The sequence below is a fragment of the uncultured Granulicatella sp. genome (genome assembly GCF_963515095.1).
Lineage (GTDB): Bacteria > Bacillota > Bacilli > Lactobacillales > Aerococcaceae > Granulicatella.
The window spans coordinates 17,888-31,699 of the sequence record NZ_CAUPXD010000007.1; the positions used below are offsets into that span (position 1 = coordinate 17,888).

The window sequence follows — 13,812 nt, forward strand, 5'->3', positions numbered from 1 at the left end:
AAAGAGGTTAAAGAGAATTATGGATCCTAAAAAATTATGTCAAGAGGCTTGGCAAGAAATAGCAAGTCATTTCCCAGATTTTAAGGTGCTTTCAAAAGGTCAAAAATTAAAGAGAGTTACGAAAGATAAAGATATTTTCTTTGAAATATCTTTTCAAGCAAACAGACGTAATTATAAGTGCAGCGTAGAATTTATTCCACATATTGGTATTTACTCCAAATCAATGAAAAAGGCCGGTATCAATAATGGTTTTATCTATGGTGGAGATTTAGGCTCACTAAGCTCAAGAAAACCGTATGAGTGGTGGCAACTTGCAGGTGCAAGCTATAAATATACTGTGAAAGAAGTAAGCGAGCTTATCAAAATACACATTATTCCAATATTTGATTATTTCGAGGACACTCAAGCAAATATTGATAGAATTATATCGGGAAGTTGTATGTCAGATAGTTTGCTATACTATATATTTTATTTTGGCGGTAAAAATAAAGCACAGCAATATTTCAATAAAATTCTTAAGGAAAATAAATTAAGAAATAGGTATATCAGCTTTTACGAATCATTGAAAATGCTACCTCCAGAAAACATTAATTTGAATTATTCAGAATTTTCCGGAGCTATTATGATTAAATTTGCATATTTGAATGGTATTGAAATAGAAAAATAAGTTTTAATTTTTACCGAAAAGAATATATGGAAGAACTGAGGAATTTTGTAAAAATAAGATAAATAAGGAGTAAATTATGAAATATCAAAAAGAAAACAAAAAAGAATTTTTTGCGTATATAGAAAAGGTTACAGATGAAGATAAATATACGGAATGTATCATAGCGTTGGAAAGCATCCCTATGGAAGAACGGGATTACGAAGTATGGTATCAGCTTGCTCGTGCCTATCAAAACTTTGCAATTGTCGGCAATGATGATAAAGGAACACCTAGTTTTATTGGTGATAAATTTTTATTAAAATCTATAGATATTTTGAATTTGGTTAGAGAAGAGGGGAAAGATAAGGCTGAATGGAATATGCGCATGGCATATGCCTATCAATATTTGACTCATGAGGAAGAAAGAGCTATTCCTTATGCCTTGCGTTGGGCGGAGTTAGATCCTGAGGAACAGAATGCGTTGGAAGTAGTAAAAGAGTGTAAAGAAGAAATTGAAAAAAGAGAGTGCAGAGTCAATGTGGCTACGGAGAAAGTAATTGATCAAGAAACTGCCGAAATTGATGAAGACTGGTGCATTTATTTATGCAATGCATTTGCTTATGACTTACCGGCTGTGGTTCGAACCAATTTAGCTCTTACAGATTTTCAATTCACTGCAAACTACCCAAAAAGATTACATTTACAAATATTATATAAGAATGCTGATGACAACGGTTTTCCTACAAGAGAAGAAGGGGAATATGTATATCCTGTAGAAGACGCTGTAGTAGAGATTATTGAACAACATGGAGACATGTTAGCAGGCGTTGTGAAATGCGATGAGCGGACACATATTTTTACGTATGTTAAGAATGAGTTGGGGTACTACGATGAAATTTCTGAAATGATGTCAGAAAACTTCCCTAATTATGCTTATACATTGGCAGTGTTTGAAGATAAGGACTGGGAACTGTATTTTAATGGACTGTATCCTGATAGATATGAACATCAAAGCATTATGAATATGAGGCTTATTGAGAATATTGAAAGTCATGGTGATAGTATGGTGCCGAGAGTACTCGAACATTGCCTGTGCTTTACAACAGAAGAAAATGGGGAAGCATTTTTTACCAAAGTAATGGAAGACGGTTTTATAAAACTTTCATCAGAAAATCTGAGCAATAATGAAGATATAGATAAGGAATATCTATATGAACTTGTCATAGGTAGAGAAGATGCTTTTGAAAATATCGATGAAACTGTCTGGTATCTTATGGATCTAGCAGAAGAATTTGACGGGGAATATGATGGCTGGGCATGCCATATTGTAAAGTAGCGTGAAATAGCACTTTAAAGAGAAGAAGCGAGATGAAACAATGTTAACAGAAAATAACGATGTTATGTTGTCTCACTTTGTTTTACAACTCAGGCGTAAATGATTCAGTGTAAAAAACAATTAAAACTACCCAATTATTGTAATATGATGGCAGTGATATTTTATACTTTACAAGGAGAAAAATATGAGTTTTTATAAAAAAGTTATTAACGGATTATTTAATAGTTCAAAGGGAAAAAATGAAGAATATTCTAAGATTAAAGAAGCACCTCTTGCTTATTGGGAAGAATTTTCACATATGTTAGCTTTAGTGCCTAATAAATACTCACTTACAGAAGATATTTTTGAAAATATTAAAGCTATAGATGGTATTGAAATTAAAGAAAAAAGTCTTCCAAGTGAAGATTTCCCTGGACAGATTGTTCTATCATATAAAGGAACTGATTTTGATGTAAGATTCTATCTTGGAGATTTTTATGCAGAAGAAATGTATCAATGGGAATTACAATATTTTACAGAAGAAGAAAAAGAACATATTTTAAATTCAAAGAATGCCTTAATTGTTTATATGAAATTTGAGGGTGATTCTAAAAAATGTTACCATTTACAACTTAAGCTTGTATATGCTATGGTTCCGGAAATGGTTGCTCTTTGTGATGCAAGTGCTGAAAGAATGTTAAATAAAAAATGGGTTGAATTAGCAGTAAAATCAAATGTACTTCCTGCTCCATCAAGCCTATATACTGTTCAAGCTGTTTTTGATGAGAATGAAGTTTGGTTACATACTCATGGTTTATGTAGATGTAATCTTCATGAAATAGAGATTTTAGATTCAAATAAGAAAGATTATGAATCACATTATAACTTACTTTCTAATTATGCTTCTATAATGATAGATGGAAATTATTCTTATGAAGATGAAGAAGAAATACATTTAGGAATGTTTTATGATGGAGAGCCAATAGTTGCTACATCTAAAAAATGGATGGATGCTTTGAAATATTATCCTAATATTAATATTGGAGGGATTGAAGACAGAAAAAAATCGCATAATTCTAAAACAAATATAATTTTCCTATATGAAAGTGAAGAAGATTATAATAATAACATTGTAAGTTTACCTTCAAAATTTACAGAAAAGTTTGATAATAACCCATTAATGTTCTTAAGTACTGAAGAAACTGCTAGAATGAGTGATTTAGCTAGAGAAAGATTTTCTTATGTTGAAAGAATGCTTAAGAAAAAACAAGAAGGTAATGAAGATATTACTATTATTATTAAATTAGGACTTGAAACAATAGATGAAGAAGGTAATTTGGATAGTACAAATCTTGAACATATTTGGTTTGAAGCTATTTCTATGGAAGGAGATAGTTTCAAGGCAGTATTGACTCAAGAACCGTATCATATTCCAGATTTACATGAAGGTGACGAGGGGACATATTCTATTAATTATGTAAGTGATTGGATGATTTATACTGAAGAGAGTGTAATAACACCAGAGACTGTATACTTGTTAGAGTTATAAGAAAATAAAATAGAGCGTATGATAAAAAATCTGTAAATTTAAATTAAGCCTTCTATGGTAAAATGGCTCTTTGTCAAATAGGGTTGATGAAATAATTTTAGTGCGTCGATTGTAAAATTAAGGGAGAAAACAAAATGAGAGTACCAACTTATATTAAAGAAGAAAATTACAATATAATAAATATAGATGATACATTTACAAGTATTAGTATTTGCAACAACTTAGAAAGTGGAGATACCAACGAACTTTATGAAATATATTTTTATGGTTCACTTTTTGAAGAACATATGATTTGTGGTATGTATGATGAAAAAAATGAGATTAGCAATCCTTGCATGATAGTAGCAAAATATATACATACAGGAAAAGAAATTTTACTCTATGATGAAGCTAAATATGGATACAACCCTATGTTCTGTGATGAGATAAATTTAGAAGATATCAAAAAACGTCCACTTTCTAAATTAGAAATTCCAAACTCTAAAATTGAAATAGATTTTACCTATAGCATTGATTTTGATGAAGAGAAAGAAGATTTTGAATTTGATGAAGATGACTTCACAGAAACTATTAACGGAGAAAAAATTTCTTTTGAAGAAGTGAAGAGGAATGGATTTGATTATATAAAAATTACTGCTATAGACGAACTAGATACCAAAAGAGTTATCTGTGAGTTAGAACTTGCATAAGTTTATTAATTACGAGAGATATAATATAAAACCAACGAAAGAAGAATTTAGAAAATGAAAATATAGAGGAGACAACTGAAATGGGTGAAACAGAAAAGAAATTAACATACGCAAAGATTACCATAGAAAATATTAAAAGTTTAGATGAAAACTCTTATTATGATGTTGTTGATCCAATGTGGGAAACAATTAATATTTATGATGGATATGATGAGTATATTCAATCAGCGCAGACTTTCACTTTAGAGCAAAGATATTTATTAGCCATTACTTGGTATTTTGTAGAAGTAAATAATGGAGGTCATCATCAGTTTTTATATAATCCTACAGGGATAGTTTGGGAAGATGCAATAAAAGGTTTCAAACATTTTGGAATGAACGAATATGCAGGTAATTTTCAAAAAGTTGTAGACTATTGTGGTGGGACAATATCTTTTGGTAGAGAAGAAAGATACTATATGCTAGAAATGTTGGAAGAAAAATACGGAGAAGAATTTTTTAAGATATTAGATGAAGCCGATGATTTCATTTATGATTATGAAGGTGAAGAAAACGAACTAAACTACATCAAATCTCATCCTGAAAAGTTTGTATTTGAAGGAGAATACGAGAGCTTTTACAATCGGCGCTAAAAAAGAAAAAATAAATGCATAAAAAAGCTAATATGATACACTAAAACCAAATTAATCACAACAAAAATAAGAAGTGTTTCATATTGACTTACCAACATATTAGCATAGATGAATTAATGGGTGTTCGACAAAACCTGTTGGTGAATCTAATTTGTAAAATTCTACCATATTGATTATAGGTAAAATAAAAGTACCAATAAATTTGTATAAACGTCATTAGTGATTAATTAAATGATTTATTGAATAAAAACGACTCTTTGTTAAACAAGGTTGATGAAATAATTTTAATAGAAAATAACGATGTTTTTTCTTGTTTTATTTTACAACTTGGGGAAAAATTAAAGATGGAAATGAGAGTATATAATGGGACTGGAATTAGAAGTTGATGGAATTAAGGTAAAATTGGAAATAAGAGGATATTTATCAACAGATAGAAGTAATTGGTACAGTGAGTGGTGTAAAATAGACTATAGTTTTTCTTTTAAAGACAGTTTAAACTTTCATAAGGAGAATTATGAATCACTCTTGTCTTGTGAAATTGATTATCTTGTAGAACAATTAGCTAACCTTCTAGATAATAAAATAACAGAAACAGTAGAGATATCATTTCTTGAACATGATTTAGAATTTGTATTATCTCCATCTTTCGATGTAAGAACCAATCCTAATGTTATTTATGTTGAGCCAGGATTTGAAATCTCAGATATCACTTTAGAATGGAGAATATATTTTAATGATCAGTGGGCAACGGCAAATTATTTAACAATCACCTTAGATAGGAATGAGATTAATAGTCTCTTGGAATATTTAAAATCAGTAGAAAATCAATAAAAAGTTAAGGTTAATTTGAGTTTTTCGATAAATTCTGTTGGAGAATCTAATTTGTAAGATTCTATCATATCGATTATAGGTAAAAAAATACCAATAATTTTGTTTAAACTTCATTAGTGAGTAATTAATTGATTCATTCAATAAAAATAAAGAAGCTATATCCCTGTGATATGGCTTTTTCTTTAGGAATAGTCATAAACCTAAAAAGTTTGTATAATACAAGAACGAAATCAAAGAAATATACTTAAAGTGAAAAGTGGAATGATGAGCTATAGGAAAAGCCTCCCCTGATGGAAAATGCACCCACTAAATAGCATTTGCAACCCTCTAGAGTAAAAAAAGGAGATAACGGTCTTTGCAGTAGAAATAGGAATAAAGTGAATAATACAATAAAAGCTCTAAATAGATTGAAATAAAGAGTTGTTTGCTGGGATAGCTATTTTGGTATACAGACTCAATTTGGTTCGTATTAGCTAAAAATAAACCGTTAAAAGGTTGGTAATCGTTACAGGGTATTTTTAATCATAGTATTTATGGAAATTACTAATGATTGTAGACTAATTGTGTATTTTAATTATCTCATTTTGTAAAAATATATTTTGACAAAATTATTGGATTGGATTAGAATTAAATTAAAAATTGATTAGTTTTATTATTTTTTGCGAATAATGTAACTTGCATTGTTGAATTTAAATTTTCTAAATTAAAGAGGAGGGAATCAGAATGTTTCGATTCTTAAGATTTATACTAGTAGGTAATAAACGAATATTTATATGTGCTTTGTTATTTTTAGCTTTAATGTCTCTTGATGGAATTGGTGCACCGTATTTTTTAGGGAAATTTACAGATTATATGAACAATAGTGATTTTGATAGCAGTATGTATACAGTATTTTTATGGCTGATTTTTTTACTGTTAATTGTTTTATCAAAATTTTTATTTAGTGTCTTTAAAGGCAAGTTTATTCAAAATGTAAATTATCAGTTAAAAAATATACATGCAGTAAATTCTGTTAGAAAAGAGAATTTACAGCAATCACCAAGTTCTTACATCACTAGTATTACTAGTGAAGTTCAGCAAATTGAAAATAAATTTATCAATAATGTATTTACTATGATTTTGTGTACACTTCAAGGTGTTGTTACATTTATATTTTTGATGAATATCAATGTGTTAGTAGGCTTACTTTTTGTTGGTTTGGGAGCTATACCTGCTCTAATTCCTAAGTTAACTAAAAAATGGTTAAAGAAAGGAACAACACGTTGGCAAGAATCCAATGATCAATATATAGGATTTTTAACAGATTTTTTAGAGGCACGCCAGTTGATGAAAAGATTTGGTGTGGTAAATAATGTACTAAAAAAGTTGAATGAGAAGTTAGGAGTATCTGAAAAAAATTATTTTAAGATGGATTTTAATCAAAATACCGCCAATACAATTATTGGTTTACTATATGTGTGCTCATTATTGATAGCGTTAATGTTGGGAATAAGTTCTGTTCAAAATGGATATATGACAGTAGGGAGTTTGCTTACTATTTATATGGCAGCTGATAGAGTTGTATCTCCATTAATAACTGCTGCTTCTACATATAATGTGATTCAATCAATTGATCCAGTATTGAATAAAGTGCTAACTCTTAATAGTAAAGCCGAAGAATATGAGCAACTGCTAGAATTACCAACAAGTAGAGAAGTTATCTTAGAATTTAAACAAACTACAGTAGGATATCAAGATAATGAATTGATTAAAAATATTGATTTTTCACTTGGAAGTCATGATAAGATATTATTCAAAGCACCTTCAGGTTCAGGAAAGAGTACTTTTTTAAAAACTATTTTAGGGGAAACAAAGGTATTATCTGGTACTATCAATTATGGACAAGAACAAGGAATTGAACTTTTTTCTGTTGTTTCTCAACACCCATTTATATTTGACGAAACATTGCTGTTTAATCTGACGTTTGATAGTCCAATAGATGAAAGTAGAGTCATTGAAATTTTAAGAAGAGTAGGAATGAAACACTTAGCAACAAAAGAGATGCTTCATACTAAAATGGATAAGCAATTACATTCTCTGTCTGGTGGAGAATTAAAACGGTTAGAGTTAGCAAGAGCATTATTATTTGAAAAACCATGCTTACTTGTTGACGAAGCTTTATCAGGGCTGGATAATGAGAGTTCAAAAATTTTGAATGATTTGATTAAAACTTATTCTGGAGCAGTTATTGATATAGAACATCACATTTCCGAGGAAATGATGGTTGGATATGATAAGATCATTACTATCAAGGACAATCATCTAGTTATAAATAAGATGTGAGTAGAGTAGGTAATAAGTAAAATAGTGCAATTAGATAATTTTTGTGATTTGAAGAACTGAGTCTTTTTTGCTTATTCGATAAATCCTCAATATAAACAAAGAAGCTATATCCTAGTGATATGGCTTTTTCTTTAGGAATAGTCACAAATCTAAATATTTGGTATAATACAAGGATAAAATCAAAGGAATGATGAGCTCTAGGAAATGCACCACCTAGAGTCAAAAAGGAGAGAGTTAATTTGCTTAAAAAATTAAGAGAAACAGACTTGCCAATACTTCATACACTAATATATTCATCTGAAAAACCTCGATGGACACTTTATAATGCCCCTTATTTTGATGAATATAAACAATTAAATTTTGAAACATTTTTACAGTCAGAAAATCATCTTTTTTTTCTGAGTGAAAATGTTTTAGCAATTGTTCATGAAGAAAGAATTATTGGAGTTGTTACACGCTATTGGGAAGACATTAGAACTCGTTGGTTAGAAATAGGAATTGTTATTTATGATGATTCATTATGGTCTCACGGTATTGGAACATCTGCCTTACAAGAATGGATTGGGATTTGTTTTAAAGATTTCCCAGAAATTGAACGAGTGGGACTAACAACTTGGAGTGGTAATCCTGGCATGATGAGACTGTCAGAAAAATTAGGGATGACTCAAGAAGCTAGAATTAGAAAAGTTCGTTATTATGAAGGAACTTACTACGATTCTATAAAATATGGAATTTTACGAGATGAATTTTTTGCATTGAAGTAGAAGATAAGCTTATTATTGAATTTTATATAGGGAATTCGACAAAGCCTGTTTGTAAATCTAAGTGACTACAATTAGGAGTTATCGAACAACAAAAAAAAGAGAAGCTATATCACAGTGATATGGCTTTTTCTTTAGGAATAGTCACAAACCTAAAAATTTGGTATAATACAAGAATGAAATCAAAGGAACGACGAGCTCTAGGAAATGCACCTCCTAAACACAGTTTGTACCCCCCTAGAGAAAAAAAGGAGAGATTGTATGATAAAAGTCATTGCACTAGACTTAGATGGAACATTACTAACCGATGATAAAAAAGTAACACCTGAAAATAAAAAAGCTATTCAACTTGCGAAAGAACAAGGAGTAAAAATTGTTCTTTGTACAGGTCGTCCTTTAATGAGTATTTATCATTTATTAGAAGAATTAGAATTATTAGGTGATGATGATTTTTCTATCAATTACAATGGAGGAATTATACAAAAAACAAAATCACAAGAAATTTTATTTAAACAAGGTCATTCAAGAGATGATATGCAATACTGCTATGAAGAAGCGTATAAAGTAGGACTACCTCTTGTAATGATTGATTTAGAAAGAGCTTATGAAACAACTTATCCGGAAGGAAGACCTTCTATTTATCCTGGATTACCTCATCCAATTGAGTTCATTACAAAAAATCCATTGGAATTTGAAGAAAGCCACGTATTTTATAAGGCAGTGCTATGTATTGAAGAATCACTATTAGAGGAAGGAATTCGTCAATTACCAGAAGCTTTCTTTGAAAAATTCAATTGTATGAAGTCTCGTACTTTCTTATTAGAAGTAGTTCCAAAAGAAGTTTCTAAAGGAACAGGGTTAACGCATTTAGCTGAAATTTTAGGAATTACAGTAGAGGAAATGGCAGCTTGTGGAGACGAAGAAAATGATTTATTAATGCTTACAACAGTTGGATTCCCAGTAGCAATGGGAAATGGTTCTCCAGAAGTAAAAGAAGTAGCAAAATTCATTACGAAGACAAATGAAGAATCTGGGGTAGCTCATGCTATTTATCACATTTTAGAACAAAATAAACGTGAAAGAGAAGGAGTGAAATAATGGGATTATTTGATCGTATTAAACGTGCCTTTACCGGTGAAGATGCTGTCATTAAACAGCAAGAACAAGAAACTTCGATAATTATTGATAAATATGACCAAGGAATGCAAAAAACTCGTAAAAGTTTTTCGGATCATTTAAACGAATTTTTAGCAGATTTTAGAACGATTGATGAAGATTTCTTCGATGATTTAGAAGAAACATTTATTTCTTCAGATGTAGGCTTTGAAATGACGTTAGCGATTACGGATGCTTTAAGAGATGAAGTTCGTTTGAAAAATGCTAAAAATGCTCATGATGTCAAACAAGTTATTATTGAAAAAATGGTAGACATTTATGAAAAAGGTGAAGACAATTTAGCAACTTTAGCAAAAGCTGAAGGTAGACCAACTGTATTACTATTCGTCGGAGTAAATGGTGTTGGTAAAACAACTACGATTGGTAAAATTGCTTGGAGATTAAAACAAGAAGGGCATTCTGTATTATTAGCTGCAGGAGATACATTCCGTGCTGGAGCTATCCAACAATTAGAAATTTGGGGCGAACGTGTAGGAGTTCCAGTTGTTAGTGGTAAAGAAGGTGGAGATCCTTCTTCTGTTGTGTATGATGCTATTAAAAAAGCGAAAGCAGAAAATATCGATTATTTATTAATTGATACTGCAGGTCGCTTGCAAAATAAAGTGAATCTAATGAAAGAATTAGAAAAAATGAACCGTATTATTTCTAGAGAAATTGAAACAGGAGCAGATGAAACTTTATTAGTATTAGATGCAACTACAGGACAAAATGCTTTAGTTCAAGCAAAACAATTTAAAGAAACAATTGACGTAACAGGTTTAATTTTAACAAAATTAGATGGAACTGCAAAAGGTGGCGTAATTTTATCGATTCGTCATGAAATGAATATTCCAGTTAAATTTATTGGATTAGGAGAAAAAATGGACGATTTACAACCATTTGACTCAACTCAGTTTATTTTCGGATTAGTGAAAGATTCGTTGAAATAGTATAAATTGTTTTTTATAAGACTTTTCTTATGTAGCAAGGACGGCAGCAGCTTCGCTAGCGAATCTCATGCCTAAAATTGCTATTTTGGAAAGTCTTTGTTGTTTTTGTCATAAATTTTAAAACGGTTCGAATGATTTAGGTATATGATTTTTCTTATATAGCAAGGACGCTAGCAGGTTCTCAATTGAGTCCAATGGCTAAAATTTCTACTTTAGGAAGTCATTTTTTACTTTTCTAAACTTTTTTGTTCGTGTTTTACTGTATAACGAAAATGTTATACTAATTAATGTTCATAAAACACAGTTTTTTGTTTACATTTTAGTCAAAATAAGTTAAAATATTTCGTGGTAACAGATATGAAACAAATGCTTACTTAAGGAGGTTACCTCATGTTTGAAATGAAAGTTTTTGATTATGAAGATATTCAATTAGTACCGAATAAATGTATTGTAAATAGCCGTTCAGAATGCGATACAACTGTTCAATTAGGGAAACATACGTTTAAAATCCCTGTAGTACCTGCGAATATGCAAACGATTATTGATGAATCAGTTGCAGAATTTTTAGCAGAAAATGGATATTTTTATATTATGCACCGTTTTGATGAAGAAGGAAGAATTCCATTTATTAAAAAAATGCATGAAAAAAATCTTATTGCTTCCATTAGTGTGGGTGTAAAACCTCATGAATATGAATTTATTGAAGAATTAAAAGCGAAAAATTTAATTCCGGATTATATTACCATTGATATTGCCCATGGACATGCGAATTCAGTTATTGATATGATTGGACATATTAAAAAGCATTTACCAGAAACATTTGTGATTGCTGGAAATGTTGGTACACCAGAAGCGGTTCGTGAATTAGAAAATGCGGGAGCAGATGCAACAAAAGTAGGGATTGGACCTGGTAAAGTATGTATTACAAAAATTAAAACAGGATTTGGTACTGGTGGTTGGCAGTTAGCAGCCCTTCGTTGGTGTTCAAAAGCTGCCCGTAAACCAATTATTGCGGATGGCGGAATTCGTACTCACGGAGATATTGCAAAATCAATTCGTTTTGGTGCTACAATGGTCATGATTGGTTCATTATTTGCTGGTCATGAAGAATCACCAGGTAAAACAGTTGAAATTAATGGAGAACGTTTCAAAGAATACTTTGGTAGTGCATCAGAATTCCAAAAAGGTGAACGTAAAAATGTTGAAGGTAAAAAAATCATTGTTCCTTATAAAGGTTCATTAAAGGATACTTTAGTAGAAATGCAACAAGATTTACAATCATCTATTTCGTATGCGGGTGGTTCAGATTTAGAATCGATTCGTAAAGTGGATTACGTTATTGTTAAAAATTCAATTTTTAATGGTGATTCTATTTAAATTTAAAAAGATTCAATGCCGGTTCGAGTAAAATTGAATCGGCAATTTTTATTTTATTAAGATTTTTTGCTAATTTCCGCAAAAAAGAGTAAAATAATAGAGTTGATAGAGGAGGGTCATTCGTGAAAATTAAACATATTTTGGGATTAAGTTTCCTTATGGCTTCATTATTTTGTACAAGTGCTATTTTAGCGGAAGAAAATGATTCTACTACAAAAGAAGCTACGCAAGAAACTACTGTAGAATCTGAAACAACTCAAGAACCTGAAAAAATTGAACAAACTACTGTAGCAATTCCATATAGAGAAGATGTAATGGATGCTATAGCAGAACAAGGTTATGGTGTAGATGAATATTATAGACCAGAAAGTACCATAATGGTGGATGCTGATACAGGGGAGATTGTTTTTGGTAGTAATATTGACCAACCATGGGATCCAGCAAGTATTTCAAAAATGATGACAGCTTATATGGCGTTTGAAGCGATGAAAGAAGGAAAATTATCGTTAAATACAATCGTCACTGCAACAGAAGAAGATCGTGCGATTTCAACGATTGGGGAAATTAGTAATAATATTATTGTTGCTGGAGTAGATTATCCAATTGAAGAATTATTATATATGATGTTTTATCCGTCTTCGAATGTTGCTACATTAATGGTAGCAAGAGCGACAGGGTTATCAGACACTGAGTTTTTAGATAAAATGAATGCTAAATTTAAAGAATGGGGCATGGAAAATACGAAATTCAATAATGCTAGTGGAGCAGTAGCTTCTGCATTTAGAGGATATTATACACCAGAAGGTTATAATAACAATCGTTATAACCAGACAACTGCAAGAGATTTAGCTATTTTAGCGTATCATTTCTTAAAAGATTTTCCTGAGATTACAAACTTCACTAAAAATCCTTTAATAACAGTAATGGTGGGGACTCCTTATGAAGAATCATTTTACACTTACAACAGTTCTATCCCAGGAATGATTCAGGGATTTCCAGGAGTAGATGGATTTAAAACTGGTTCAAGTCCTAGTGCAGCGTTTAACCATTTATTAACGGCTAAACAAGAAGATACTCGTTTTATTCAAGTTATATTAGGAGTAGGAGCTTGGGAAGATAAGGATAATAGTTCTTTCTTCAAGAGCCAAATTGGGAATGGATTATTGAAAAAAGCTTTTTCTGAATATGAAACGCAAACCGTGTTAAAAGCAGGAGAACATACCATTGATGGTGTAAAAGTTCAACTCGACAAAGATATTAAAACTTTAGTTCGAATCGGCGAAACACCTAAATTTAGTTTAAAAGAGGATAAAATTGTTATTGAAACAGACCTTCCTCGTATTACATCAAAGATTGAACCATTAACTTATCCTGTTACAATTATTCCACAAGAAGTTGAAGAACCAGAAGAAACTACAACTACTGATGTTAAAACTGAAATGAGTTTTCAACTGGAAGAATTTTTATTAAGTTTAACGGATAAACCAATTTTATTAGGAATAATTATTATTGGAATTGCCAGTATTATTAGTATTATTATAGTTTCAATAGTATTTATTATTAGAAAGTAATGATTAACGATTTC

At 30.6% G+C, this 13,812-nt stretch carries 12 protein-coding genes; all 12 read left to right on the forward strand.

What is annotated here, in order from left to right:
• Positions 1–19 precede the first annotated feature (19 nt).
• The gene (locus RWL86_RS02910) at positions 20–667 is read left to right on the forward strand and encodes a DUF4304 domain-containing protein (RefSeq protein ID WP_314077093.1); all 648 of its coding nucleotides are present in this window, start codon (positions 20–22) and stop codon (positions 665–667) included.
• Positions 668–743: 76 nt separating this feature from the next.
• On the forward strand, positions 744–1,982 hold the full coding sequence (locus tag RWL86_RS02915) for a DUF695 domain-containing protein (protein ID WP_314077094.1): 1,239 nt from the start codon (positions 744–746) through the stop codon (positions 1,980–1,982).
• 184 nt (positions 1,983–2,166) lie between these two features.
• A complete protein-coding gene (locus RWL86_RS02920) occupies positions 2,167–3,510 on the forward strand; it encodes a DUF4026 domain-containing protein (RefSeq protein WP_314077095.1) in 1,344 nt (447 codons plus the stop codon).
• A gap of 134 nt (positions 3,511–3,644) precedes the next feature.
• The gene (locus RWL86_RS02925) at positions 3,645–4,199 is read left to right on the forward strand and encodes a hypothetical protein (RefSeq protein WP_173253944.1); all 555 of its coding nucleotides are present in this window, start codon (positions 3,645–3,647) and stop codon (positions 4,197–4,199) included.
• Positions 4,200–4,279: 80 nt separating this feature from the next.
• A complete protein-coding gene (locus RWL86_RS02930; protein WP_314077096.1) occupies positions 4,280–4,831 on the forward strand; it encodes a DMP19 family protein in 552 nt (183 codons plus the stop codon).
• Positions 4,832–5,194: 363 nt separating this feature from the next.
• Positions 5,195–5,662 carry a hypothetical protein gene (locus RWL86_RS02935; protein WP_314077097.1) on the forward strand — a complete coding sequence of 156 codons (468 nt, stop codon included), beginning with the start codon at positions 5,195–5,197 and terminating at the stop codon, positions 5,660–5,662.
• 723 nt (positions 5,663–6,385) lie between these two features.
• Entirely contained in the window at positions 6,386–7,984 is a 1,599-nt protein-coding gene (locus RWL86_RS02940; RefSeq protein ID WP_314077098.1) for an ABC transporter ATP-binding protein, read from the forward strand.
• 239 nt (positions 7,985–8,223) lie between these two features.
• Positions 8,224–8,748, forward strand: coding sequence for a GNAT family protein (locus RWL86_RS02945; protein WP_314077099.1), 525 nt, complete (start codon positions 8,224–8,226; stop codon positions 8,746–8,748).
• Between the two features lie 258 nt (positions 8,749–9,006).
• Positions 9,007–9,843, forward strand: coding sequence for a Cof-type HAD-IIB family hydrolase (locus RWL86_RS02950; RefSeq protein ID WP_314077100.1), 837 nt, complete (start codon positions 9,007–9,009; stop codon positions 9,841–9,843).
• Positions 9,843–10,850, forward strand: a complete 1,008-nt coding sequence (gene ftsY / locus RWL86_RS02955) for a signal recognition particle-docking protein FtsY (RefSeq protein WP_006702571.1) — start codon at positions 9,843–9,845, stop codon at positions 10,848–10,850. Before RWL86_RS02950 ends, ftsY begins: the two co-directional genes overlap by 1 nt.
• A 399-nt stretch (positions 10,851–11,249) precedes the next feature.
• Positions 11,250–12,227, forward strand: coding sequence for a GMP reductase (gene guaC, locus RWL86_RS02960; RefSeq protein ID WP_314077134.1), 978 nt, complete (start codon positions 11,250–11,252; stop codon positions 12,225–12,227).
• Between the two features lie 122 nt (positions 12,228–12,349).
• Complete coding sequence (locus tag RWL86_RS02965) at positions 12,350–13,798, forward strand: serine hydrolase (protein ID WP_314077101.1); 1,449 nt, start codon at positions 12,350–12,352, stop codon at positions 13,796–13,798.
• Positions 13,799–13,812 lie beyond the last annotated feature (14 nt).

Coding starts and splice junctions, on each gene's coding strand:
- RWL86_RS02910 (WP_314077093.1), top strand. CDS start 20: ATGGATCCTAAAAAATTATGTCAAGAGGCTTGGCAAGAAATAGCAAGT.
- RWL86_RS02915 (WP_314077094.1), top strand. CDS start 744: ATGAAATATCAAAAAGAAAACAAAAAAGAATTTTTTGCGTATATAGAA.
- RWL86_RS02920 (WP_314077095.1), top strand. CDS start 2,167: ATGAGTTTTTATAAAAAAGTTATTAACGGATTATTTAATAGTTCAAAG.
- RWL86_RS02925 (WP_173253944.1), top strand. CDS start 3,645: ATGAGAGTACCAACTTATATTAAAGAAGAAAATTACAATATAATAAAT.
- RWL86_RS02930 (WP_314077096.1), top strand. CDS start 4,280: ATGGGTGAAACAGAAAAGAAATTAACATACGCAAAGATTACCATAGAA.
- RWL86_RS02935 (WP_314077097.1), top strand. CDS start 5,195: ATGGGACTGGAATTAGAAGTTGATGGAATTAAGGTAAAATTGGAAATA.
- RWL86_RS02940 (WP_314077098.1), top strand. CDS start 6,386: ATGTTTCGATTCTTAAGATTTATACTAGTAGGTAATAAACGAATATTT.
- RWL86_RS02950 (WP_314077100.1), top strand. CDS start 9,007: ATGATAAAAGTCATTGCACTAGACTTAGATGGAACATTACTAACCGAT.
- ftsY (WP_006702571.1), top strand. CDS start 9,843: ATGGGATTATTTGATCGTATTAAACGTGCCTTTACCGGTGAAGATGCT.
- guaC (WP_314077134.1), top strand. CDS start 11,250: ATGAAAGTTTTTGATTATGAAGATATTCAATTAGTACCGAATAAATGT.